This is a genomic window from Ruegeria sp. AL12 (genome assembly GCF_056540885.1).
The window spans coordinates 62,945-85,246 of the sequence record NZ_JBQFXN010000007.1; the positions used below are offsets into that span (position 1 = coordinate 62,945).

Genomic DNA, 22,302 nt, shown 5'->3' on the forward strand with positions numbered 1-22,302 from the left:
CCCGATAAAAACAAGTTCGTCGCGTAACGTGACGTCAGAATGGGTGTGAATTGTGAAGGAGATCACATGCGTTACCAAATCAGCGGAAAACAGATCGACATCGGTGCGGCGCTTCAGACTCACGTGCAGACCGAATTGGGCGAGGTTGTGGGTAAATATGCCCAGCGGCCTACCGATGCCAACGTCGTCTTTTCCCGTTCAGCGCATGAATATGTATGCGAAACAACAGTGCACCTGTCCACCGGGTTGACCGCTCAGGCCAAGGCGCATGCAACCGAAATTTATGCTGCGTTCGAGGCATGCTGCGACAAAATGGAAACACAACTGCGGCGCTATAAGCGTCGTTTGAAGGACCACCACAAGGATCGGTCCGAGCCGGTTGAACTCTTTGGAGCGTCCTCTTATATCCTCGCTTCTGACGAATCGGACGCGGCCGATGAACCCGAATCGCTGCAGCCCATGATTGTGGCTGAGATGGAAACAAAAATCCCATCTTTGAGCGTAGGTGAAGCCGTGATGCAAATGGAACTTGCCGGTGCCCCGGTGCTGGTGTTCAGAAATGAGAACAAGGATGGATTGAACGTCGTGTATCGTCGCGAAGACGGTAACATCGGCTGGATTGATCCTTAACAGGCAAGGATACGGGGCCGCACCCGCCGACGCGGGTGCCGTGCCTATGGAGCATGATCATGGAGCTTTCGAGCATACTGAAGCCCGAAGCAGTACGTGTACTATCCGCCGCTTCCAGCAAGAAGCGGTTGTTTCAGGAAATCGGCGATGTCGCAGCCGCCAATCTGGGCCTCGATTCTCAGGCCGTCGTCGACTGTCTGCTCGAACGGGAAAGCCTGGGCCCGACCGGCGTGGGGCATGGCGTTGCGCTTCCGCACGCGCGGTTGCCCGAGCTTGATTCGGTTTCGGGCGTATTCGTCATGCTGGAAAAGCCCATCGACTTTGGATCGGTTGACCGTCAACCCGTGGACATTGCGTTTGCACTGTTTGCACCGGAAGAGGCCGGCGTCGATCACCTCAAGGCGCTGGCCCTTGTGTCACGCACGCTGAGGGACACCTCGGTGTGCACCAAGCTTCGGGCGAACCCCGATCCGGTCAAGCTTTATGCGATCCTGACCGAAGCGCAGTCTATGCAAGCAGCGTAATCAGAAAAAAAGCCCCCGGATTTCGGGGGCTTTTTTGTGTGTACGGTGATCGGGGTCAGCCGCCGGTTCCCATTTCCAGCGTCCACCAGATTTTCCCGCCTTTTTCTTGATGCCAGGCGAACCCCATCTGCGTGGCCTTGGGGTCCATGATCACGGCGCGCGGTCCGGGTTCCTGCATCCAAGCGGCAAGGGTTTCGGTTTCGGTTTCGTAGGTCTCGGAAATTGCTTCACCGAGGAACGTGCCGAAATATCCGACCCGCGCAGCCCGATCGATCGGAGAGGAGCCGTCGGACCCGAAGTGCCAGGGCCGGTTCTGTCTGGCCATGTCCTTGGAATGGGTCGCCGCTGCTGCGTTCAGCTGCGAGTTCAGCTGGACAGGCTGCAATCCTTGGGCCTGACGCAGGGCATTGACCGAATCAACCATACGGAACTGCAACTTTTCCGGGTTGCCGCGAATTTTGTAGACCGTGGGCAGCGGGCGACCGTCTGCACCGATGGTCGTGGTGCCGGTGTCTGTACATGCCGCCAGCGCGACAAAGCAAATCAAGAGTAAAGAAACGATACGCGTCATGATCGACCTGGTTATTGTGTCATTACAGGGCATAGCGCGCCTGACAGCTCTGAGCAAACGCGCAATAGCCTAAACTTGCGTGATTCTGCCGGTTTGATTTGCGACTGAAGCATTCTGGCAATAGAATGTCACGGATTTCAGACCTCACTTGAACACAGGACCCGTTGTCATGGTCAAAAAGCGCATTCAAACGTCCACACGCAGGGGTTTTCTGGCTGGGGCCACTGCAACGCTGGCAACACCCGCACTGGCGCAGTACATCCCCGGTGATCCGCTGCGCCCTGCACCCGAACCCGAACCGTCGGTGCGCCGAAACGTATCGGGTTTCCGGGCGCTGGATTGGCAGCCGTATTTTTCGAACACCAGAAACGGTGCCATTCTGGTCGATACCGTGTCGCGCGCGCTGCACTATTGGTCAGATGATCAAAGTATATACAAACTCTACCCTTCATCGGTTCCCCTGACCGAGGAACTGACCCGCCGGGGGCGTACCAGCGTGATCAGAAAGGTTGAAGGGCCCAGCTGGTCTCCGACACCGTCCATGAAAAAGCGAAACCCGGAATGGCCTGACTATATCCCTCCGGGGCCGGATAACCCGCTGGGAACACATGCTTTATACCTGAGTTGGAAGTACTATCGCATTCACGGAACGCACGATACGCGAAAAATCGGACGTCGGTCGTCGAATGGCTGTATCGGTCTGTTCAACGAAGACATTGCCGAGCTGTTCTCGATGGCGAAGGTCGGCACGCAAGTGTTGCTAATTTGACGACATTTTCGTGTGGGAACCCGCTTAGCGGTCAAGTTGCAATTGCATTCCAGCGTCAATGCTGATTAGAAAAAACCACGAGGTAAGTCTTAGATGTGTGGTTCCGGGCATTGGAACTGCGCAAATTCTGGAGGTTAATATGAAGAAACTCGTTCTCGCTGCTGCACTGACTGCTGCTGCTTCGACCGCTTATGCTGGTAACCTGGAAGAGCCGGTTGTTGAAGCACCTGTTGTTGTAGAAGAAACTCAGGGTTCGTCGCAGGGCATCCTGCTGCCGCTGATCCTGCTGGTCGTTGTTGCTGCTGCTGTTGCTGCAAGCTAATCCGACACGGAATTCATGAAAAAGGCGGTGGAGCAATCCACCGCCTTTTTTGTTTTTCCAAGGCTGTGCAGGTCAGTCCAGCCAGCCGCGCAAGTTTTCTTCGATCACTGTGCCCAATGCAGCAATGTGCGCCGCATCGTCATTGAGACATGGAATATAGGTGAAGGTTTCGCCGCCCGCTTCTTCAAAGCTTTCCTTGATCTCTTCGTTGATCTCTTCCAGCGTTTCGATGCAGTCGGCCGAGAATGCCGGCGCGATGACCGCTATGTTCTTTTTGCCCTGTTTGGCCAAATCCGCCACATGATCCACTGTATAGGGTTTCAGCCATTCCTCGGGGCCGAATCGCGACTGGAACGTTGAAACCAGTTGATCGTCAGACCATCCCAGCCGTTCCTTCAGCAGCCGTGTCGTCTTGGCGCACTGGCAATGATAGGGGTCACCCTGTTGCAGATACCGTTCCGGCATCCCGTGATACGAGCAGACCAGAATATCGGGTTTTATCTCCGCCGCTGCATAAGCACGTTCAACGGATTGCGCCAGAGCGTCGATATAGGCGGGTTGGTCGAAATAGGCCGGTACGGTTCGCGTGGCAGGCTGCCAGGCCTCATCCATCAGTGCACGAAAGAACTGGTCATTGGCGGTGGCTGTGGTTGCGCCCGCGTATTGTGGGTAAAGCGGGAAAAACAGAATACGGTCACAGCCCGCGGCAACCATCTCGCGCACTTTGGACTTTGTTGACGGGTTGCCGTAGCGCATGCAGAAATCGACCATCACCTGATCCCCATACCGATCCTGCATCGCGTCGCGCAGCTTGGCAGTCTGGTCCTTGGTGATCGTCATCAGCGGGCTTTCGCCCTTTTCATGATTCCAGATCGATTTGTAGGCTTCACCCGAACTGAATGGCCGCTTGCTGAGGATGATTCCCTGAAGAATCGGTTGCCATTTCCATTTCGGATAGTCGATGACCCGCTGATCCGACAGAAACTCGTTCAGATAGCGACGCATCGGCCAATAGGTATAATTGTCCGGCGTGCCCAGATTGGCCAGCAAAATGCCAACACGGCCCATCTTGACCTTGGGATGGTCGGCAGGGGCATGAGCGGGACGAGTGGCATCAAACATTGGGCATTCCTGAATTTTCGTGTTCCGTCCTGAGATAAAGGGATTTGGTTGCGCGTCAATCCGACAGTTTGCCCTCTTCCGTGCGCAGGGCATCTGCCAGGCGCATTTGGGCTGACCCCGGGCGCAGCGGCTTTGGTTGGCTGTCATCGGGGGACCAACCGGTCAGGCAAATCAGTTCGAAGGTTGCGGCAAGACGGCCTGTTCCCGTCGAAAAGTGATCCGAATAGACGCGCTGCGCGGCTTCGAACACTCTGCGTCGGGTCGGACATTTCAACCGGGCAGCCAATGCGTTGGTCTCACCCATATCCCTCAGATCATGCATCAGGTGCCAGATATCGCGGTATTCTGCCGTCAGCGGTACGGCATCGGCCACTGGCAATGCCAGACCGGCCCGTTGCAGCAACCCACCCAGATCGCGCAGTTCGGCCATCGGGGCGATGCGGGGGCTGAGCCCGCCCGTGACTTCGATTTCGGCCTGACCCAGCGCGGCGCGCAATTCGTGAAGGGTTTCACCCCCAAGGCATAAAACAAGAACCAGCCCATCCGGTTTCAAAGCTCTTTTGCATTGGATCAACTGGCCGACCGGGTCATTGGCGCAGTGCAGCGCCATCGCATGAATCACCAGATCATGCGTACCGGGTTGCAGCGACAGCACATCGTCATCCGCGACAATGGCGGCATCCGGAAAACCGTCCGCCCAAAGCTGTGGGAAAGGGGTCACGACCGCAGGTGCCGTAAAGGTTCTGTTAACCATGGAGAGCCGATCCTGAACCTCATCAATGGCGGCGCGGTGCAAGAACAGGGCGTCGTCCTTCGCGCGGGCGCGATGATGCAGAATGGCGTTACGGTCGAAAAGAGAGGGTGCGGTGGGCTCGGGCAGTTTCATAGGTCGCAAGTATCGCATTGCGCAGCGGATTCAAACTGCCCTTGCATTGATCTATCCGCCGCGTTGCATTGGCTGCGGAGAGCTGACGGAATCCGATTTCGGCCTGTGTGGGGCGTGTTGGCGGGATACACCGTTCATCGGTGGCACGGTTTGCGAAAGCTGTGGGGTGCCCGTGATCGGAAGCGCAGACAGGTTCCGGATCGAGTGCGACGATTGTCTGAAAACCCCTCCGCCCTGGAACGCGGGCCGCGCTGCGCTGATGTATGATGGGAAGGCGCGGTCACTTGTTCTGGCCTTGAAACATGGTGACCGGACCGAACTGGCCCGCCCCGCTGCGCGTTGGATGGCGCAGGCCGGGCGCGAGCTGTTGCGGCCCGGGATGGTGATTGCTCCGGTGCCGTTGCATTGGTCGCGCCTGCTGAAACGGCGATACAATCAGTCTGCGCTGCTGGCACGCAACCTGGGGCGAGAAGCCGGGTTGGACTGCGTGCCGGATCTGCTGGTGCGCAAACGGCGGACCCCGGTGCTGGACGGAAAGACCGCGCGGGAAAGGGGCGAGACCCTGGAGGGCGCAATTGACATCCACCCAAGGCGGGTGCTGCATTTGAAGGGGCGCGATGTCCTGCTGGTGGATGACGTGATGACATCCGGCGCGACGCTGGCGGCGTGCACACGTGCGTGTCAGGCCGCAGGGGCAAATCATATTTTCGTGTTGGCACTGGCGCGCGTTGCCAAGGATGCCTAATTCGCCCAAGATCGCACGAAACCCAAAGGGACCGGAACATGAAGCCCGTAGAAATCTATACCTCGCCGCTCTGTGGTTTTTGCCACGCGGCCAAACGTCTGCTGAAGCAGAAAGGCGTTGAGTTCAAGGAAGTTGACATTCTGATGCACCCCAAACGCAAGCCCGAGATGATCCAGCGCGCAGGCGGCAAACGCACCGTGCCTCAGATTTTCATCGGGTCACAGCATGTGGGCGGCTGCGACGACCTTTACGAGCTGGAGCGGCAAGGCAAGCTTGACCGTCTGCTTGCGGCCTGATGAAGACCGCGCTGCTGCAAATCACGTCGTCGGATGATCCGGTCGAAAACTTGGACATGGTGCGCGCCATGGCGGCCGACGCGGCAGGGCAGGGTGCGCGGTTTATCCTGACGCCAGAGGTCACGAATTGCGTGTCAAACAGTACGACGCGGCAAAACGAGGTTCTTCAGCACGAAGAAGACGACATCACCTTGGCCGGCCTGCGGGATCAGGCCGCCCGACTGGGCGTGTGGGTGTTGATCGGGTCACTGGGAATCAAGACTCATGACGCTGACGGGCGGTTTGCCAACCGGTCTTTCATGATCAATCCGCAAGGTCAGATCGTGGCGCGCTACGACAAGATCCATATGTTCGACGTGCAGGTCACCGAGACCGAGACGTTTCGCGAATCAAAGAACTATCGCCCCGGCGAAAAGGCGGTCATAGCTGAAACCGATTTTGGCAAGGTGGGTTTGACCATCTGTTATGACATCCGGTTTCCATACCTGCATGCGGCTTTGGCGCAGGCAGGCGCGCGCATCCTGACCGTTCCGGCAGCGTTTTCACCTGTTACGGGCGCCGCGCATTGGGAATCGCTGTTGCGGGCCCGGGCGATCGAGACAGGCTGTTGGGTCTTGGCCCCCGCGCAAACGGGGGAACACCCATCAACGCGCGGAAAGACGCGTTTTACCCATGGGCACAGCATGGTTGTGGACCCTTGGGGAAAGGTGCTGATCGACGCAGGGACAGATCCGGGCATTCACATTTTCGATTTGGATGATAGTTCTGTGACAGAGGCGCGCCGCCGCGTGCCGTCGTTGACACACACCCGGTCTTTCACCGGACCCTGACAGAATTGAACAATGACGGAAGACACCAACGCCCTTGCGGTCACGCTGTTCAGCGAGATCCTGACCGCGGATCAGTTGTTGCGCAACCGGCTCAGCCGGGTGCTGCCCAAGGGTATGGAAATTTCGCATTTCTCGGTGCTGAATCATCTGGTTTTCGTCGGGGACGAGCGTAGCCCGGCGCAACTGGCCAACACATTCCACGTGACCCGTGGCGCGATGACCAATACTTTGGCCAAGCTGGAATGGGCCGGTTACATCCACATCCGCCCCGACTGGGACGACGCCCGCCGCAAGATGGTGGCGATCAGCCCCGCAGGTCGACGGGCGCGGGATCAGGCGATTTCCTCGATTGCCCCGCTGATCAACCGCGTGGTCGGAGAGCTGGGGCTGGAGCGTGTGCGCAGCGCCCTACCAGTGCTTCGGGATTTGCGCATGCAGTTGGAGGGGGAATAACTCCCTACTGTGGCTTCACGCTCGCCGTCACGTAGTTCACGCTCAAGTCCCGATCCGAGATGGACCAGCTCCAAAGGATCGGGTTGAACACGAACCCTTTGCGGTCCACCGGGTCCAGCCCGGCCTGACGCAGCAGGTCGAACAGCTCGTCCGGCGTGATGAACTTGTTCCATTCATGCGTTCCGCGCGGCAGCCAACGCATGACGACCTCGGCCCCGAAAATCGCCATGGCGTAGGATTTCGGGTTGCGGTTGATAGTTGAACAAATCTCCAACCCGCCGGGTTTGAGCAACTGACGCGTGGCGGTCAGATAGGACAGGGGATCAGCCACGTGTTCCACCACTTCCATGTTCAGCACAACATCGAATTGCTCACCGGCAGCGGCCATGTCCTCGGCCGTGGTATGGCGATAGTCGATCTTCAGCCCGGACTGTTCCGCGTGAATGCGCGCCACGGGCAGGTTGCCTTCGGCCGCGTCGGCGCCCACAACGTCGGCCCCCAAACGGGCCATCGGTTCGCTCAGCAGCCCGCCGCCGCAGCCGATATCCAGCAGGCGCAGGCCTTCGAACGGCACAGGCGACTTTAGGTCGCGATCGAATTCACCGGCGATCTGCTGCGTGACATAATCCAGTCGGCACGGATTAAGCATGTGCAATGGTTTGAATTTTCCGTGCGGGTCCCACCATTCAGCCGCCATCGCCTCGAATTTTGCGATCTCGGACGGGTCCACCGTGTTCGGATGCGCTTGCATTCCTGTCTCCGTGTGCTCTTTTACGCTTAAGGACTATATAGGGCCATAATGGACAAGTACCCGGACCAAAAGCGCGCAGTTCAATATCTGTACCCGCCGATCGACCCTTTCGACCAGCGGATGGTCGATATGGGCGATGGGCACCGTATTTATGTGGAACAATGCGGAAATCCTGACGGCATACCCGTCGTGATCCTGCACGGGGGGCCGGGTGGTGGGTGCAGCCCGGCCATGAGGCGATACTTCGATCCACAGGCCTACAGGGTGATTCTGTTTGACCAGCGCGGATGTGGCCGGTCGCGCCCCACCGCCTCGGTCGAAGACAACACGACGTGGCATCTGGTAGCCGACATAGAGCGGCTGCGCAAACTCTTCGAGATCGAAGAATGGATCGCTTTTGGCGGAAGCTGGGGGGCGACTCTGGCGTTGATCTATGCCCAGACCCATCCCGATCGCGTCAGCCGGTTGGTGCTGCGCGGGGTGTTCCTTGCGACTCAGGCCGAGCTTGACTGGTTTTACGGCGGCGGCGCCGGGCGGTTCTGGCCCGAGCAATGGCAGAAATTTACCTCGCTGCTGCCCGAGGTTGAACTGGACGACACCATTGCCGCCTATAACAAACGTCTGTTTTCGGGCGACCGCGCGACAGAGATCCTGTATGCGCGGGCCTGGTCGCATTGGGAAAACGCGCTGGCCTCGATCCACACCAACGGATCGGTTGGCGAAAGCCCCGGCGAATACGCGCGCACCTTTGCGCGGCTCGAGAATCACTATTTCACCAACAAGGCGTTTCTGGAAACGGACGGGCAGATTCTGGAACAGATGGACCGGATCGCGCATATCCCCGGCCATATCGTGCAGGGGCGCTATGATATGATCTGCCCGCCGCAGGCCGCCTGGTCCCTGGCGGAACGTTGGCCGAATGCCGAACTGAAGATGGTTCGTCAGGCGGGGCACGCCCTGTCCGAGCCGGGCATCAGCGCGGAACTGGTGCGGATCATGGACCGTGTGGCGGAGGGTGTCGCATGACCCGCATCGATCGCCGTGCTCTCTTTGCCTCTGGTGCCGCTGCCGCATTGCTGGCGGCGACAGGAGCATCCCTTGCCGGTACGCCCAAGAAAGGCGGGACATTGCGTCTGGCCGTTCCGCGCGATGACAGTCTCGAGCAAGTGGCGCGTGGGGCCGTTTTCGACACAATGACCGAAATCGCCCCGGATGGTACGTTGCGCGGTGAGCTTGCGACCGGCTGGCAAACCGACGCCGACGCACGGGTCTGGAGCTTTGATCTGCGTGATGATGCGGTCTTTCACGATGGCGAACCGTTGCAGATTGCCGATGTCCTGGCCGTTCTGGCCGAAATCGGAAGGCCCGAGGCGCTTGCCCCCAACCGCCTGCGGCTGGAACTTGCCGAGGCAAATCCCGGATTGCCTTTCCTGTTGGCCGACAGCCGCTTTGTCGTTGCGCGCGCCGGTGAAACCGTATCCCCGTTGCGCAAGGCCAACGGCACCGGCTGCTATCGTGTCGAACGGGCAGAAGATGGCCGCCATTTTCTGGGTCGCCGTGTCGAGGGGCATTACAAAGAGGGTCAGGCCGGATGGGCTGACGCGTTTGAGGTCATTGTAATCCCGGACCCTGCCGTGCGGGCCGAGGCGCTGCGGGACGGGTATGTCGATATCGCGGCGCTTCCGGATCGGGCCGGAATGCGAGGCACGCGCGGTGTCCGGTTCCACCCGTCCGAGGCCGACATGGCCCTTGCCGTATCGGATGCTGTCGGGATGCCGCGGCATATTGCCGGGAACGGTGCGCTGGACGATGGCCGCATCGCCGAACGGTGGTGGATGGTGTAAATCCGAATGCGAATCCCTCGGGGGGTTGCAGACTCGGGCCATCCTGCGTATATGCAGTTTCAACAGCGGCGCGTTGGACTTCTGGTCCAAGGCTCCACCGGAAAATTCGACGGGCCGCGCGCCCGTTTTTTTGTGCCCGACTGACAGGGTAGAGTACCAGATGACAAACGACCTGATAGCAAAAGCTGCCATTGACCGGCGACTGGCCGAGATCATCACGCCCGTGATCGAGGATCTGGGCTATGAGCTGGTCCGCATCCGCCTGATGAGCGGCAAGCAGACCACGCTTCAGATCATGGCCGACAAGCCCGATGGCGGTATTGAAGTGGATGACTGCGCCGAAATTTCCAACGCGGTCAGCGCCACGCTGGATGTCGAGGATCCGATCCTTGACGCCTATACGCTCGAGGTGTCGAGCCCCGGTATCGACCGCCCTCTGACCCGTCTGAAGGATTTCGAGACCTTCGAAGGGTATGAGGCCAAGATCGAGACCGCCGAACTGATTGACGGCCGCCGACGCTTCAAGGGCGAATTGGCCGGGATCGAAGGGGACGAGGTTCTGATCAACATCCCCGAGGGGGATGAAACCATCACCATCGGTCTGCAATTCGACTGGCTGAGCGATGCCAAGCTGGTCCTGACCGATGACCTGATCAAGGAAATGCTGCGCCAGCGCAAGGATGCCGGCGCCCTGAACGAAAACGCTTTCGACGAGATTGAGACCGAAGGGTCCGAAGAGGAGACGAACTGATGGCAATCACCTCAGCAAACCAGCTGGAGCTGTTGCAGACCGCCGAGGCCGTGGCCCGCGAAAAGATGATCGACCCCGGCCTGGTTGTCGAAGCGATGGAGGAATCGCTCGCCCGTGCCGCCAAGAGCCGCTACGGCGCCGAGATGGACATCCGCGTCAGCATCGACCGCAAGACCGGCAAGGCGACCTTCACTCGCGTGCGCACGGTGGTCGAAGATGAAGAGCTTGAAAACTATCAGGCCGAAATGACCGTCGAGCAGGCAAAGCAGTACATGGAATCGCCCGAGGTTGGCGACGTCTTCGTCGAAGAGGTTCCACCGGTTGAAATGGGTCGGATTGCGGCTCAGTCCGCCAAGCAGGTCATCCTGCAAAAAGTGCGCGAAGCCGAGCGCGACCGTCAGTACGAAGAATTCAAGGATCGTGCGGGCACCATCATCAACGGTGCGGTCAAGCGCGAAGAGTTCGGCAATGTCATCGTCGATCTGGGCGGGGCCGAGGCGGTTCTGCGCCGCAACGACAAGATCGGCCGCGAAAGCTATCGCCCGAATGACCGGGTGCGCGCATACATCAAAGAGGTTCGCCGCGAAGTGCGTGGCCATCAGATCTTCCTGTCGCGCACCGCGCCGGAATTCATGGCCGAGCTGTTCAAGATGGAAGTGCCGGAAATCTATGACGGCATCATCGAGGTCAAGGCCGTGGCCCGTGACCCCGGTTCGCGCGCCAAGATCGCTGTGATTTCCTATGATGGCTCGATCGACCCCGTCGGTGCTTGCGTGGGTATGCGCGGCAGCCGTGTTCAGGCCGTTGTGAACGAGCTTCAGGGTGAAAAGATCGACATCATTCCGTGGAACGAAGATCAACCGACTTTCCTGGTAAACGCGTTGCAGCCTGCCGAGGTCTCCAAGGTGGTTCTGGACGAAGAAGCCGGCAAGATCGAGGTCGTCGTGCCCGAAGAACAACTGTCGCTGGCCATCGGTCGCCGCGGTCAGAACGTGCGTCTGGCCAGCCAGCTGACCGGTCTGGACATCGACATCATGACCGAAGCCGAAGAATCGGCCCGCCGTCAGAAGGAATTCGAAGCCCGTACCAAACTGTTCATGGACAGCCTGGATCTGGACGAATTCTTTGCTCAGCTGCTGGTCTCGGAAGGCTTCACCAACCTCGAAGAGGTTGCCTATGTCGAGATTGAAGAACTGCTGGTCATTGACGGCGTTGACGAAGGTACCGCGCAGGAACTGCAAACCCGCGCCCGCGAATTCCTGGAAGCACAGGCCAAGGCGGCACTGGATGCGGCGCGTGAATTGGGGGCCGAGGACAGTCTCATTGAATTCGAAGGTCTGACACCCCAGATGGTAGAGGCGCTGGCCAGGGACGACGTGAAGACTCTGGAAGACTTTGCAACTTGCGCCGACTGGGAACTGGCCGGTGGCTGGACGACCGTCGATGGTGAGCGTGTCAAGGATGACGGTGTATTGGAGCCTTTCGGCGTAACGCTGGAAGAGGCGCAAGATATGGTCATGACGGCGCGTATCCTGCTGGGTTGGGTTGATCCGGCCGAGCTGGAACAGGCGGAAGAAGACGTCGACGGCGACGCAGCAGACGAGGAGATCGAGGCCTGATCTCGGGCTTCGGGTGGCGTTTATGAGTCGCGGTGGCGCCCATAAGGATCGGTCCGACGGACCCGAGCGCAAGTGCATCGCCACGGGCGAGGTGCAGCCCAAATTCGGGCTGATCCGCTTTGTGACGGGGCCGGACGGTCAGGTTTTTCCGGATGTCGCGGCGAAACTACCCGGGCGGGGGGTCTATGTGGCGGCGGATCGTGCCGCCCTGGACAAGGCCGTTGGCAAGAAACTGTTTGCGCGGGGGTTCAAGGCGCAGGTGTCTGTGCCCAAGGACCTGGCGGAAAAGGTTGAACAGCAGATCGCGCGCCGCGTTATCGAGCTGCTCAGCCTGGCGCGCAAGTCCGGCGACGCGGTCGCCGGGTATGAAAAGGTCAAGACGTGGCTGGACCGGGAAGAGGCGCAGGTGCTGATTCAGGCCGCTGATGGATCGGGGCGCGGCAAGTCCAAACTGAGCACGCCGCACTTCGGGAAATACATAGGTTGGCTGACGGCAGACGAATTAGGACAGGCATTTGGGCGCCAAACGGTGATTCATGCGGCCTTGGCCTCTGGCGGACTCGCCAAACGTGTTGTAGAGGAAGCGCAGCGCCTGCGTGGCTTGCGCGAAACGGATGACGGCGGCAGGGGCCGCGCGGAAGGGTAAGTAGCTTTATGAGCGATAATGACGGCAAAAAGACATTGGGTCTTCGTGGCGGGGCACGCCCCGGAAATGTGAAACAGAGTTTCAGCCACGGACGTACCAAGAATGTCGTGGTGGAAACCAAACGCAAACGCGTGGTGGTTCCCAAGCCGGGCGCAGCAAAGCCGGGTGGCGGTGCAGCACCTTCGGGTGATCCGTCGCGTCGTCCTGCGGGCATTTCCGATGCGGAAATGGCGCGCCGCATGAAGGCGTTGCAAGCGGCCAAGGCGCGTGAGGCCGAAGAGGCCGCGGCGCGCGAAGCTGCTGAAAAGGCGCGCGAAGAAGAGCGCGCACGCCGCCGTGCGGAACAGGAAGCCAAAGAACGCGAACAGCGCGAAGCCGAAGAGCGTGCGCGTCAGAAGGCTGAGGAAGAAGAACGCAAGCGCAAAGAGGCGGAAGAAGCTGCCAAACGCGCCGCTGCCGCGCCCGCACCGGAAGAGCCCAAAGCGGCTCGTGCCCCGGCCAGCAAACCTGCGCCGGCAGCCACGCCGCGCAAACAGGACCGCGAACGTGAGCAGCGTGGCCGTGGCAAGGGTCGTGACGACAACCGCCGTTCGGGCAAGCTGACTCTGGGTCAGGCGACCGGTGGCGAAGGCAACCGTCAGCGCTCGATGGCCGCGATGAAGCGCAAGCAGGAGCGTGCGCGTCAGAAAGCCATGGGCGGTGCCGTTGAACGGGAAAAGGTGATCCGCGACGTACAGCTGCCCGAGGCGATCATGGTCTCGGAACTGGCCAACCGTATGGCCGAGCGTGTGGCTGACGTGGTCAAATCGCTGATGCAGATGGGCATGATGGTTACGCAGAACCAGACCATCGACGCAGACACCGCGGAACTGATCATCGAAGAATTTGGCCACAAGGTCACTCGCGTATCCGATTCGGATGTTGAAGACGTCATCAAAGAGGTCGAAGACAGCGAAGACGATCTGCAACCGCGTCCGCCGGTCATCACCATCATGGGTCACGTTGACCACGGCAAGACCTCGCTGCTGGACGCAATCCGCGACGCGCGCGTTGTGGCGGGCGAGGCCGGTGGCATCACCCAACATATCGGCGCATATCAGGTGAAAACCGATGGCGGCACCACGTTGACCTTCCTCGACACTCCGGGCCACGCGGCGTTTACGTCGATGCGCTCGCGCGGTGCTCAGGTGACGGATATCGTGGTTCTGGTCGTCGCGGCTGACGACGCGGTGATGCCGCAGACGATCGAAGCGATCAACCACGCAAAAGCGGCCGAAGTGCCGATGATCGTGGCGATCAACAAGGTCGACAAGCCGGATGCAAACCCGGACAAGGTGCGCACCGATCTGCTGCAACACGAAGTGATCGTTGAGAAAATGTCCGGTGACGTCCAGGATGTCGAAGTGTCCGCAATCACGGGTCAGGGTCTGGACGAATTGCTGGAAGCCATCGCGCTTCAGGCCGAGATTCTGGAACTGAAGGCAAACCCGAACCGCGCCGCCCAAGGGGCCGTGATCGAGGCGCAGCTGGACGTGGGTCGTGGCCCGGTCGCCACGGTTCTGGTTCAGAACGGCACCTTGCGTCAGGGCGATATCTTCGTTGTGGGTGAGCAGTACGGTAAGGTCCGTGCGCTGATCAACGACAAGGGTGAGCGCGTCAAGGAAGCCGGGCCTTCCGTTCCGGTCGAGGTTTTGGGCCTGAACGGTACGCCCGAAGCGGGCGACGTTCTGAACGTGACCGAGACCGAAGCGCAGGCCCGTGAAATCGCCGCTTATCGCGAACAGGCCGCCAAGGACAAACGCGCCGCGGCAGGTGCCGCGACCACCCTTGAACAGCTGATGCAGAAGGCCAAGGAAGACGAGAACGTGGCCGAGTTGCCGATCCTCGTCAAAGCCGATGTGCAGGGTTCTGCCGAAGCCATCGTTCAGGCGATGGAAAAGATCGGCAACGAAGAAGTGCGCGTGCGCGTTCTGCACTCGGGTGTGGGTGCGATCACCGAGACGGATGTTGGTCTGGCCGAAGCGTCGGGCGCACCGATCATGGGCTTTAACGTCCGTGCCAACGCATCGGCGCGGAACACGGCGAACCAAAAGGGTGTCGAGATCCGCTATTACTCGGTGATCTATGACCTCGTGGACGACGTGAAAGCGGCCGCATCCGGCCTGCTGAGCGCCGAGATCCGCGAAAAGTTCATCGGCTATGCCGAGATCCGCGAAGTCTTCAAGGTTACCGGTGTCGGCAAGGTTGCCGGGTGTCTGGTGACCGAAGGTGTTGCCCGCCGTTCGGCAGGCGTTCGCCTGCTGCGCGACAACGTGGTGATTCACGAAGGCACGCTGAAGACGCTGAAGCGCTTCAAAGACGAAGTGGCCGAGGTCCAGTCGGGTCAGGAATGTGGTATGGCGTTCGAAAACTACGACGATATCCGCCAAGGCGACGTGATCGAGATCTTCGAGCGCGAAGAAGTTACCCGCACCCTGGATTGATCCCAAGCGGGATGGACTCAAAAAAAACAGCGGCACCGATCGGGCCGCTGTTTTTGTTTGAAAAAATGCCTCATTGCGTGTCGGGCAGGAATGTCCCGGAATGCAGGATGATGTCGAAATGGTGCATTCCGTGTTTCAAGGCAAAGCTGACCGAGTGCCCGGCCTTGCGCAGCCGTTCCGCATAGTCGCGGCTTTGTCGAATGAATTCGCCGGTGTCCCGTTCCCCCACTGAAACATGATAGCGGGGGCCCGGTGGGGGCAGGTTGCGGATCGGGGACAGATCGTTCACTTCGACCGGGGTCAGGTGCAGCGGATCATTCACGGACGTCAAACTGATGGGTTCCAGATCATAAACACCGCTGATCAGAAGCACGTCACGCACACGCAGCCCGGCACGGGCCAATGCGCCGGCCGAGGTCGCCATGACCATGCTTGCCAGATGAGCGCCGGCACTGTGCCCTGACAAGGTGATCCGCGTCGGGTCGAATCCCAGTGCCTCGGCCTGTGACGCAAGCCACAGAAGGGCGTCGCGGCATTCGTCGACCATTTGATCCAGCCGCGCATCCGGGGCGAGCGTGTAGTTCAAGGTGGCAAAGGATTGCTCGGCTTCGATCAGCGCCGGGGCCATCATGGCCGATTCGCGCTGGCTGAGATCCTGCCAATACCCACCGTGAACAAAGACATGCAACGGGGCGCCGGCCCCCTTCGCGGGAAAGAAATCCAGCACCTGGGCCGGGGCGTCGCCATAGGCCAGGTTGGCCTGGACGGGCAATTCGGCACGGGCTTGCGCACTCAGCGTTTGATAGCTGGTCAGATAGGGGGTCAGGTCGCCACCGATCATCGAACTGGGAGAGTATTCCCGCTCCAGTTCGGCTTGTGAAAATCCGCGATACAGCATAGCTCAGCCCTGCCCGCTGTACATCAGTTCCGTCCGCACATCATAGAGGTCATGGAAGAACCGCAACTCAAGTGCTTTTCGCAAGAAAGCCACGCCGCTGGAACCTCCGGTACCGGGTTGCATTCCGATCACACGTTCAACCGCGGTGGCGTGGTCAAAGCGCCAGCGTTGAAACAGGCTTTCCACATCCATGAGCTTTTCTGCCAGCGCATACAAATCCCAATACTTGTCCGTGTTGCGGAACACGTCGACCCAGATCTGAACCACGCGCGGATCACCGGAATAGGGTTCGGAGTAGTCCCGCTCGATCAAATCCCTTGGAACGTCGAACCCCTGCCGGGCCAGCATGTGCAACACTTCGTCATACAGGGACGGTTTGGTCAGGGCGGCGTTCAGCATCTCCATCACCTCGGGGTCATGCTCGTGCACTTTCAGGGTCGAGGCATCCTTGTTGCCCAGAATGAACTCGATCTGCCTGTACCCATAGCTTTGAAACCCGGAAGAATTGCCGAGGGCCTGCCGAAACGTCATGTAGTCGGCTGGCGTCATGGTCAGCAGCGTTTCCCAGGCCGCAATCAATTGCCGTTGAATGGCCTTGATGCGGTCGAGGTTTTTCATGGCGGGTCCGAATTCGTCTTGTTGCAGGAACCGACACACCTCGACCAGTTGGTGATGCATCAGTTTCAGCCACAGCTCACTGACCTGATGAATGATGATGAACAGCATCTCGTCAGGTTGTGCGGGGTCCTGAAAGGTTTTTTGCAGGTTCAGCAGCGTCTTCAGTTGCAGGAAGTCGCCATAGCTTTTGCGGTGCGTTTCGGCGAAATCAGTGACCAGGGTGTCTTCGACCCCCCGTTGCAACAGACGATCGTCTTTGTTCTCGCCCATCTCATGCCTCCCTTGTGCAAGTTCTGCACCTGTCTAGGGGCTGAGGGTGCAACTTTCCAGCGCGTTAGGTCCAGTCCAGAACAACCTTGCCGGACAGGCCTGATTTCATCGCGGAAAACCCTTTGGTGAAATCATCAACCGCAAAGCGGTGCGTGATCACGCGGGACACATCCAGACCGTTTTGCAGCATGGCGATCATCTTGTACCACGTCTCGAACATCTCTCGCCCATAGACCCCCTTGATCGTGATCGCCTTGAACACGATGCGCGACCAGTCAACCGGAGATTTGCCCGGAGGAATCCCCAGCAACGCGATCTTTCCACCCATCACCAAGGCTTCGACCATCTGGTCCAGGGCGGCTTGCGAGCCGGACATTTCAAGCCCGACATCGAACCCTTCTTTCATCCCAAGCTCGGCGATGACGCCCTGCAAGTCCTCCGTGGAGACATCGACGGTCCGCACCGAGGGAACCACATGTTCGGCCAGTTTCAATCGGTCTGCGTTGATGTCGGTGATGACCACGTTGCGTGCACCCGCATGACGAGCGACGGCAGCGGCCATGATGCCGATGGGGCCCGCACCCGTGATCAGAACGTCCTCGCCCAGCAAATCAAAGCTGAGGGCGGTATGCACCGCATTGCCCAGCGGATCGAGGATGGCTCCGATCTCATCCGGTATGTCCTCGGGCAAGAGCACCACGTTGAAGGCAGGCAGTTTCAGATATTCGGCAAATGCGCCCTGTTCATTCACTCCGATGCCCCGAGTTCCCGGATCCAGGTGAAACTTTCCGGCGCGGCTCTGACGGCTGTCGGTGGTGATCAGATGACCCTCGCCCGAGCATCGCTGGCCGATTTCAAGCCCTGTCACGTTGCGCCCGATCTCGACGATCTCTCCAGCAAACTCATGGCCGGTGATCATCGGAACCGGCACGGTATGAGACGCCCATTCATCCCAGTTCCAGATATGGATGTCGGTGCCGCAGATACCCGTCTTGTTGATGCGGATCAGCACATCATCCGGGCCAATTTCGGGGATCGGGGCCTGCACCATCCACAACCCTTCTTCGGGTTTGGATTTTTCCAGTGCTTTCATTGTGTTGGGTCGCATATGTTTACTCCCACAAATCGGTCGACAGGTATTTCAGGCCGCTGTCACACATGACGATGGCGACGCAGCCGCCTTCTTCGGGGCCGCGCAGCAGTTCAATCGCCGCGGCAAGATTCGCGCCTGCCGAATAGCCGGCGAATATCCCCTCGGTCCGGGCCAGAAGCCGGGCGCAATCCCGCGCGGCCTTCCCCGAAACAGCAAGGTGGCCGGCCAATTGGCTATCCTTCAAATGCACCAGATCATCCATGGCGTAACCGCCGCCCTGAATGGGATGGTCCGGAGTCGAAACCGGCTCACCGGCCAAAGCGCGCGCGCCCGCAGGTTCCACGGCATAGCACCGCACGCCGTGCCGGTTCAGATACTCTGCCGCTCCGGCCAGCGTTCCGCCCGATCCTGCAAAGTCGCAGAATGCCGTGACGGCGCCTTCGGATTGCGCCCAGATCTCGGGCCCGGTCCCGGTTTCGTGGGCCTTGGGGTTGCCCGAATGACCAAATTGATCCGCACGAAACGCGTTGCGTGCGGTCGTGATGCGTTTCGCCTCGACATCGACCAGTTCAAGATCGGCCCCAGAGACTTCGCCGGGTTTGCTGCCGGGGGCCTGGGGGACGATCACCACCTCGGCGCCCAACGCGCGCATCATGCGGGCGCGTTCGACCGAGTTCCCCGCGCTCATGACTGCCACGAACGGGTGCCCCATAATGCCGCAGACAATCGCCAGGCCGGTGCCCATGTTGCCTGAGGTCAGCTCGACCACCGTCTGCCCCGGTGACAAAGTCCCGTATGCGCGCGCCGTTTCGATGATGGACTTCGCCGCGCGGTCCTTTTTCGAAAATCCCGGCAGCAAATAGTCAAGCTTGGCGATGATACGCCCGTTCAGCTTCTGCTGGGCACACACGCGCGACAGTTCGACCATGGGGGTGTCGCCGATCACATCGATGACCGATGGAAGGATCATTCGATGACCCCCAGCTCTTTGCCGACCTTGCCAAATGCGGACAGGGCGCGGTCCAGTTCATCCCTGGTCAGAGCCGCATTCATCTGCGTTCTGATCCGCGCTTGCCCGCGTGGGACGACCGGAAAGAAGAAGCCCGAAACATAGACGCCTTCGTCGAACAGCCGTGACGCCATGTCTTGTGCCAGCGTCGCCTCACCCAGCATCACCGGGATGATCGGGTGTTCCCCGGGCAGCAGGTCAAAGCCAAGCTTTTCCAGCCCGGCGCGCCAATATTTGGCGTTGCCGAAGAGTTGCGCGCGCAGCATGTCGCTTTCTTCGACCAGACGGATCGCCTCCAACCCGGCAGCGACGATCGAGGGCGGCAGCGAGTTTGAGAACAGATAGGGCCGCGCCCGCTGCCGCAGCAGGTCGATCACTGGCTGCGGCCCGGCGATATAGCCGCCGATTGCCCCCCCAAGTGCCTTGCCCAAGGTTCCCGTCAGAATATCCACATCGACGCCGAAATGATCGGGTGTGCCGGCACCGTTCGGCCCCATGAAGCCGGTCGCATGGCAATCGTCCACCATGACAATCGCATCGTATTTATCGGCCAGTTCCCGGATTTTCGGCAGGTTGGCCAGATAGCCGTCCATCGAGAACACGCCATCGGTGGCGATCATGATATGCCGCGCCCCGTCCTCGCGCGCCTGTTTCAGCCAGGCTTCGAGGTCGTTCATGTCGTTGTTCAGATAGCGATAGCGTTTGGCCTTGCACAGCCGCACGCCGTCGATGATCGAGGCGTGGTTCAGGCTGTCCGAAATGATGGCGTCTTCCGGTCCCAACAGAGGTTCAAACAACCCGCCATTGGCGTCGAAACAGGCGGCAAAAAGGATGGAGTCGTCCTTGTTCAGGAAATTGGCAAGACGTTGTTCCAGTTCGCGGTGAATGTCTTGCGTGCCACAGATGAACCGAACCGACGCCATGCCGAATCCTTTGGGCCCCATCGCTTGTGTTGCGGCCTCGATCAGCGCCGGGTGATCCGCCAGACCCAGATAGTTGTTGGCACAGAGGTTGATCACCTGCTTGCCGCCCACAGTGATCTCACCGCCCTGAGGCGAGGTGATCATTCGTTCGCGTTTGTAAAGACCCTCAGATTCGATCTGCGCAAGTGTGTCCGTGATATGGGACAGGAATGCATCTGCCATGGCGACCTCCGTTCAACTGAGTCGTACATCTAACATAACGGAAGAAATTCCCAAATAGGGGAAATTCAATATGAAGGAAAAATATCCGTGAAGGCGGAATTTCGCGGATGTCAGGCGTTTTTTACGATCAGAAATACCCGGGCTGGCCCTTGGGCACAGATGGAATGCGCAATGTCGGCGGCGTATCGGGCCGTGTCCCCTTGGTTCAACGCGGACTCCGCATTGCCTGAAGTGACTTTGACCGCGCCTTCCAGCACGGTGAGCTGTTCACGGGCACCGCGGGCGTGGGGTTGGCTGTTCAGGGCCCCGTCCTCGTCGAATTCGATATCATAGACTTCATGACCCCCGGCCTCTTCCGGCGGTGACAGGATGCGAATTCGGCAGTTCTGCCCCATATTGTCGATGCTGGGCACTTCGGAGTTTCTGAGCACCTCGATCTGGTCCGTGGCTTTTGTGCCCTCCAAGAGACCGGCGAAATCCACCTGCAAGGCGCGTGTCAGGTTCCACAAGGTCGAGATCGTCGGGCTGCTTTCTCCGCGTTCGATCTGACTGACCATGGACCGGGACACACCGCTGAGATTGGCGACCGCTTCCAGGGACAGGCCTTTGGCGCGTCGTGCCTCTTTCAGGCGGGCGGGCAGGAGGTTCAGGATATCGTCTGTGTCTTCCGTCATGACGGAATCCATGGGGGCTGCGCAACGCAATGTCAATTCCCGCCGTGACGGGACGTCTGGGGCGACAGTGCCATTCTGCGCATGCATAATGCAGCGAAATTCAGGAGGAGTAGCTCATGAGCGATATAGTTATTCTCGACGGTGCCCGCACCGCAATTGGCACCTTTGGTGGTGCGCTGGCTTCAACCGCGCCGATTGATCTGGCCACTGTCGCGACCGAAGCGGCGCTTGAGCGATCGGGGGTCGAGGGGGCGCAGATCGGGCATGTGGTGTTCGGTCATGTGATCAACACTGAACCGCGTGACATGTATCTGTCGCGCGTCGCCGCCATGCAGGCGGGCATTCCCAATGGCACGCCGGCCATGAACGTGAACCGCCTGTGCGGATCCGGCGCGCAGGCGATCGTGTCAGCCATGCAGTCCCTGATGATGGGCGATGCTGACTTTGCGGTGGCAGGCGGAGCAGAGAGCATGTCACGCAGCCCCTATATCGTTCCGCAGGCGCGCTGGGGTGCAAAGATGGGCGACGTCACCTCGCCGGACATGATGCTGGGCGCGTTGAACTGCCCCTTCGGCACCGGACATATGGGGGTGACGGCCGAAAACGTGGCGGATGAGCATCAGATCAGCCGCGAGCAGATGGATGCGTTCGCATTGGACAGCCAGACACGTGCGGCAGCGGCGATCGAGGCCGGGTACTTCGACAGCCAGATCACTCCGGTACAGGTCAAGGTCAAGCGGGACATGGTCGATTTCAAAGTCGACGAGCATCCAAAGGCGACGACCGCCGAAGCGTTGGCGGGTCTGCGCCCGGTGTTCAAGAAGGACGGGCGTGTGACGGCCGGCAATGCCTCGGGCATCAATGACGGCGCGGCGGCGATGGTGCTGGCGACAGCGGATGCGGCCGAAAGGGCCGGTTTGAAACCGAAGGCGCGCGTGATTGGTTACGCGCATGCAGGCGTGCGGCCGGAAGTCATGGGCATTGGCCCGGTTCCGGCAGTGCAAAACCTGTTGAAGAAGACGGGCCTGTCAGCGGAAGATTTCGACGTGATCGAAAGCAATGAAGCCTTCGCCGCGCAGGCTCTGGCCGTGAATCAGGAGCTTGGATTGGACGCGAGCAAGGTGAACCCCAACGGCGGTGCGATTGCGTTGGGGCATCCGGTGGGGGCCACGGGTGCGATCATCACGCTGAAAGCACTGTACGAGCTTGAACGTAGCGGCGGATCCAAAGGGTTGATCACCATGTGCATCGGGGGTGGTCAGGGGATTGCCATCGCCATCGAGCGGCTCTGACCCGGAAGGGGTACGGGGGGCTGTCTGCCCCCCATCGCGCCAGGGCGCGATTCCCCCCGAG

General features: G+C 59.8%; 25 protein-coding genes. 15 read left to right on the forward strand and 10 right to left on the reverse strand.

Translation table 11 applies throughout. From position 1 onward, the window contains the following. Positions 1 to 66 precede the first annotated feature (66 nt). Both hpf and ptsN read left to right on the forward strand, forming a co-directional pair. Entirely contained in the window at positions 67 to 630 is a 564-nt protein-coding gene (hpf, locus tag ACR0C6_RS16425; RefSeq protein ID WP_152459767.1) for a ribosome hibernation-promoting factor, HPF/YfiA family, read from the forward strand. A gap of 59 nt (positions 631 to 689) precedes the next feature. Beyond that, positions 690 to 1,154, forward strand: a complete 465-nt coding sequence (gene ptsN / locus ACR0C6_RS16430) for a PTS IIA-like nitrogen regulatory protein PtsN (RefSeq protein WP_117872900.1) — start codon at positions 690 to 692, stop codon at positions 1,152 to 1,154. A gap of 55 nt (positions 1,155 to 1,209) precedes the next feature. Here ptsN and dalA read toward each other — a convergent pair whose 3' ends face one another. Next, entirely contained in the window at positions 1,210 to 1,725 is a 516-nt protein-coding gene (gene dalA, locus ACR0C6_RS16435) for a divisome-associated lipoprotein DalA (RefSeq protein WP_152459768.1), read from the reverse strand. A 169-nt stretch (positions 1,726 to 1,894) separates the two neighbouring features. Between dalA and ACR0C6_RS16440 the strand changes: the two genes are divergently transcribed. Together ACR0C6_RS16440 and ACR0C6_RS16445 are read left to right on the forward strand one after the other, a co-directional pair. After that, entirely contained in the window at positions 1,895 to 2,494 is a 600-nt protein-coding gene (locus ACR0C6_RS16440; protein ID WP_152459769.1) for a L,D-transpeptidase, read from the forward strand. A 139-nt stretch (positions 2,495 to 2,633) separates the two neighbouring features. After that, positions 2,634 to 2,816, forward strand: coding sequence for a hypothetical protein (locus ACR0C6_RS16445; RefSeq protein ID WP_117870963.1), 183 nt, complete (start codon positions 2,634 to 2,636; stop codon positions 2,814 to 2,816). 72 nt (positions 2,817 to 2,888) lie between these two features. On the opposite strand, the gene hemH is transcribed toward ACR0C6_RS16445, so the two are convergent. After that, the gene (hemH, locus tag ACR0C6_RS16450; protein WP_171171784.1) at positions 2,889 to 3,938 is read right to left on the reverse strand and encodes a ferrochelatase; all 1,050 of its coding nucleotides are present in this window, start codon (positions 3,936 to 3,938) and stop codon (positions 2,889 to 2,891) included. 55 nt (positions 3,939 to 3,993) lie between these two features. Further along, positions 3,994 to 4,824 carry a methyltransferase domain-containing protein gene (locus ACR0C6_RS16455; protein ID WP_480620238.1) on the reverse strand — a complete coding sequence of 277 codons (831 nt, stop codon included), beginning with the start codon at positions 4,822 to 4,824 and terminating at the stop codon, positions 3,994 to 3,996. Here ACR0C6_RS16455 and ACR0C6_RS16460 point away from each other — a divergent pair. Genes ACR0C6_RS16460 through ACR0C6_RS16475 form a run of 4 tightly spaced genes read left to right on the forward strand, consistent with a single transcriptional unit; the run spans position 4,805 to position 7,148 of the window. Then, a complete protein-coding gene (locus ACR0C6_RS16460) occupies positions 4,805 to 5,569 on the forward strand; it encodes a double zinc ribbon domain-containing protein (protein WP_480447236.1) in 765 nt (254 codons plus the stop codon). The genes ACR0C6_RS16455 and ACR0C6_RS16460 overlap by 20 nt on opposite strands. A 38-nt stretch (positions 5,570 to 5,607) precedes the next feature. Then, a complete protein-coding gene (gene grxC / locus ACR0C6_RS16465; protein WP_224857906.1) occupies positions 5,608 to 5,865 on the forward strand; it encodes a glutaredoxin 3 in 258 nt (85 codons plus the stop codon). Further along, positions 5,865 to 6,695, forward strand: a complete 831-nt coding sequence (locus ACR0C6_RS16470; protein WP_480620240.1) for a carbon-nitrogen hydrolase family protein — start codon at positions 5,865 to 5,867, stop codon at positions 6,693 to 6,695. Before grxC ends, ACR0C6_RS16470 begins: the two co-directional genes overlap by 1 nt. 12 nt (positions 6,696 to 6,707) lie before the next feature. Then, positions 6,708 to 7,148: a MarR family winged helix-turn-helix transcriptional regulator gene (locus tag ACR0C6_RS16475; protein WP_480447240.1), complete on the forward strand. Its 441-nt coding sequence runs from the start codon at positions 6,708 to 6,710 to the stop codon at positions 7,146 to 7,148. Positions 7,149 to 7,152: 4 nt separating this feature from the next. Here ACR0C6_RS16475 and ubiG read toward each other — a convergent pair whose 3' ends face one another. Further along, the gene (ubiG, locus tag ACR0C6_RS16480; RefSeq protein WP_480620242.1) at positions 7,153 to 7,899 is read right to left on the reverse strand and encodes a bifunctional 2-polyprenyl-6-hydroxyphenol methylase/3-demethylubiquinol 3-O-methyltransferase UbiG; all 747 of its coding nucleotides are present in this window, start codon (positions 7,897 to 7,899) and stop codon (positions 7,153 to 7,155) included. 48 nt (positions 7,900 to 7,947) lie between these two features. Between ubiG and pip the strand changes: the two genes are divergently transcribed. The 6 genes from pip (at position 7,948) to infB (ending at position 15,242) form a co-directional block, all read left to right on the forward strand. Beyond that, positions 7,948 to 8,925 carry a prolyl aminopeptidase gene (gene pip, locus ACR0C6_RS16485; protein WP_480620244.1) on the forward strand — a complete coding sequence of 326 codons (978 nt, stop codon included), beginning with the start codon at positions 7,948 to 7,950 and terminating at the stop codon, positions 8,923 to 8,925. Next, positions 8,922 to 9,743: an ABC transporter substrate-binding protein gene (locus ACR0C6_RS16490; protein WP_480620246.1), complete on the forward strand. Its 822-nt coding sequence runs from the start codon at positions 8,922 to 8,924 to the stop codon at positions 9,741 to 9,743. The genes pip and ACR0C6_RS16490 overlap by 4 nt, the downstream gene beginning before the upstream one ends. A 160-nt stretch (positions 9,744 to 9,903) precedes the next feature. Then, entirely contained in the window at positions 9,904 to 10,494 is a 591-nt protein-coding gene (gene rimP / locus ACR0C6_RS16495) for a ribosome maturation factor RimP (RefSeq protein ID WP_152459779.1), read from the forward strand. Then, positions 10,494 to 12,113 carry a transcription termination factor NusA gene (gene nusA, locus ACR0C6_RS16500; protein ID WP_480447246.1) on the forward strand — a complete coding sequence of 540 codons (1,620 nt, stop codon included), beginning with the start codon at positions 10,494 to 10,496 and terminating at the stop codon, positions 12,111 to 12,113. Before rimP ends, nusA begins: the two co-directional genes overlap by 1 nt. A 22-nt stretch (positions 12,114 to 12,135) precedes the next feature. Then, positions 12,136 to 12,759: an RNA-binding protein gene (locus tag ACR0C6_RS16505; protein WP_171120183.1), complete on the forward strand. Its 624-nt coding sequence runs from the start codon at positions 12,136 to 12,138 to the stop codon at positions 12,757 to 12,759. An 8-nt stretch (positions 12,760 to 12,767) separates the two neighbouring features. Then, positions 12,768 to 15,242, forward strand: coding sequence for a translation initiation factor IF-2 (infB, locus tag ACR0C6_RS16510; RefSeq protein WP_480447248.1), 2,475 nt, complete (start codon positions 12,768 to 12,770; stop codon positions 15,240 to 15,242). A 70-nt stretch (positions 15,243 to 15,312) separates the two neighbouring features. Here the strand turns inward: infB and ACR0C6_RS16515 are convergent, their stop codons facing one another. From ACR0C6_RS16515 to ACR0C6_RS16540, 6 genes are all read right to left on the reverse strand, one after another. Beyond that, positions 15,313 to 16,140: an alpha/beta hydrolase gene (locus ACR0C6_RS16515; RefSeq protein WP_480447250.1), complete on the reverse strand. Its 828-nt coding sequence runs from the start codon at positions 16,138 to 16,140 to the stop codon at positions 15,313 to 15,315. A 3-nt stretch (positions 16,141 to 16,143) separates the two neighbouring features. Then, a complete protein-coding gene (locus ACR0C6_RS16520) occupies positions 16,144 to 17,028 on the reverse strand; it encodes a tryptophan 2,3-dioxygenase (RefSeq protein WP_480447252.1) in 885 nt (294 codons plus the stop codon). 64 nt (positions 17,029 to 17,092) lie between these two features. Then, positions 17,093 to 18,121: an L-threonine 3-dehydrogenase gene (gene tdh / locus ACR0C6_RS16525; RefSeq protein ID WP_480447332.1), complete on the reverse strand. Its 1,029-nt coding sequence runs from the start codon at positions 18,119 to 18,121 to the stop codon at positions 17,093 to 17,095. A 19-nt stretch (positions 18,122 to 18,140) separates the two neighbouring features. Next, the gene (locus ACR0C6_RS16530; protein ID WP_480447254.1) at positions 18,141 to 19,091 is read right to left on the reverse strand and encodes a PLP-dependent cysteine synthase family protein; all 951 of its coding nucleotides are present in this window, start codon (positions 19,089 to 19,091) and stop codon (positions 18,141 to 18,143) included. After that, on the reverse strand, positions 19,088 to 20,275 hold the full coding sequence (locus ACR0C6_RS16535) for a glycine C-acetyltransferase (protein WP_480447256.1): 1,188 nt from the start codon (positions 20,273 to 20,275) through the stop codon (positions 19,088 to 19,090). Before ACR0C6_RS16535 ends, ACR0C6_RS16530 begins: the two co-directional genes overlap by 4 nt. A gap of 110 nt (positions 20,276 to 20,385) precedes the next feature. After that, positions 20,386 to 20,949: a helix-turn-helix domain-containing protein gene (locus tag ACR0C6_RS16540; protein ID WP_480447258.1), complete on the reverse strand. Its 564-nt coding sequence runs from the start codon at positions 20,947 to 20,949 to the stop codon at positions 20,386 to 20,388. Between the two features lie 116 nt (positions 20,950 to 21,065). On the opposite strand from ACR0C6_RS16540, the gene ACR0C6_RS16545 reads away from it, so the two are divergent. Beyond that, positions 21,066 to 22,241: an acetyl-CoA C-acyltransferase family protein gene (locus ACR0C6_RS16545; RefSeq protein WP_480620250.1), complete on the forward strand. Its 1,176-nt coding sequence runs from the start codon at positions 21,066 to 21,068 to the stop codon at positions 22,239 to 22,241. Positions 22,242 to 22,302: the final 61 nt, after the last annotated feature.

Bases quoted from the DNA above. Each gene is read 5' to 3' on its own strand.
- hpf (WP_152459767.1), top strand. From the start codon at position 67: ATGCGTTACCAAATCAGCGGAAAACAGATCGACATCGGTGCGGCGCTT.
- ACR0C6_RS16445 (WP_117870963.1), top strand. From the start codon at position 2,634: ATGAAGAAACTCGTTCTCGCTGCTGCACTGACTGCTGCTGCTTCGACC.
- nusA (WP_480447246.1), top strand. From the start codon at position 10,494: ATGGCAATCACCTCAGCAAACCAGCTGGAGCTGTTGCAGACCGCCGAG.
- rimP (WP_152459779.1), top strand. From the start codon at position 9,904: ATGACAAACGACCTGATAGCAAAAGCTGCCATTGACCGGCGACTGGCC.
- ubiG (WP_480620242.1), bottom strand. From the start codon at position 7,899: ATGCAAGCGCATCCGAACACGGTGGACCCGTCCGAGATCGCAAAATTC.
- hemH (WP_171171784.1), bottom strand. From the start codon at position 3,938: ATGTTTGATGCCACTCGTCCCGCTCATGCCCCTGCCGACCATCCCAAG.
- pip (WP_480620244.1), top strand. From the start codon at position 7,948: ATGGACAAGTACCCGGACCAAAAGCGCGCAGTTCAATATCTGTACCCG.
- ACR0C6_RS16490 (WP_480620246.1), top strand. From the start codon at position 8,922: ATGACCCGCATCGATCGCCGTGCTCTCTTTGCCTCTGGTGCCGCTGCC.
- ACR0C6_RS16440 (WP_152459769.1), top strand. From the start codon at position 1,895: ATGGTCAAAAAGCGCATTCAAACGTCCACACGCAGGGGTTTTCTGGCT.
- ACR0C6_RS16530 (WP_480447254.1), bottom strand. From the start codon at position 19,091: ATGATCCTTCCATCGGTCATCGATGTGATCGGCGACACCCCCATGGTC.
- ACR0C6_RS16505 (WP_171120183.1), top strand. From the start codon at position 12,136: ATGAGTCGCGGTGGCGCCCATAAGGATCGGTCCGACGGACCCGAGCGC.
- grxC (WP_224857906.1), top strand. From the start codon at position 5,608: ATGAAGCCCGTAGAAATCTATACCTCGCCGCTCTGTGGTTTTTGCCAC.
- infB (WP_480447248.1), top strand. From the start codon at position 12,768: ATGAGCGATAATGACGGCAAAAAGACATTGGGTCTTCGTGGCGGGGCA.
- ACR0C6_RS16520 (WP_480447252.1), bottom strand. From the start codon at position 17,028: ATGGGCGAGAACAAAGACGATCGTCTGTTGCAACGGGGGGTCGAAGAC.
- ACR0C6_RS16475 (WP_480447240.1), top strand. From the start codon at position 6,708: ATGACGGAAGACACCAACGCCCTTGCGGTCACGCTGTTCAGCGAGATC.
- ACR0C6_RS16470 (WP_480620240.1), top strand. From the start codon at position 5,865: ATGAAGACCGCGCTGCTGCAAATCACGTCGTCGGATGATCCGGTCGAA.
- ACR0C6_RS16540 (WP_480447258.1), bottom strand. From the start codon at position 20,949: ATGACGGAAGACACAGACGATATCCTGAACCTCCTGCCCGCCCGCCTG.
- dalA (WP_152459768.1), bottom strand. From the start codon at position 1,725: ATGACGCGTATCGTTTCTTTACTCTTGATTTGCTTTGTCGCGCTGGCG.
- ACR0C6_RS16545 (WP_480620250.1), top strand. From the start codon at position 21,066: ATGAGCGATATAGTTATTCTCGACGGTGCCCGCACCGCAATTGGCACC.
- ptsN (WP_117872900.1), top strand. From the start codon at position 690: ATGGAGCTTTCGAGCATACTGAAGCCCGAAGCAGTACGTGTACTATCC.
- ACR0C6_RS16535 (WP_480447256.1), bottom strand. From the start codon at position 20,275: ATGGCAGATGCATTCCTGTCCCATATCACGGACACACTTGCGCAGATC.
- tdh (WP_480447332.1), bottom strand. From the start codon at position 18,121: ATGAAAGCACTGGAAAAATCCAAACCCGAAGAAGGGTTGTGGATGGTG.
- ACR0C6_RS16515 (WP_480447250.1), bottom strand. From the start codon at position 16,140: ATGCTGTATCGCGGATTTTCACAAGCCGAACTGGAGCGGGAATACTCT.
- ACR0C6_RS16455 (WP_480620238.1), bottom strand. From the start codon at position 4,824: ATGAAACTGCCCGAGCCCACCGCACCCTCTCTTTTCGACCGTAACGCC.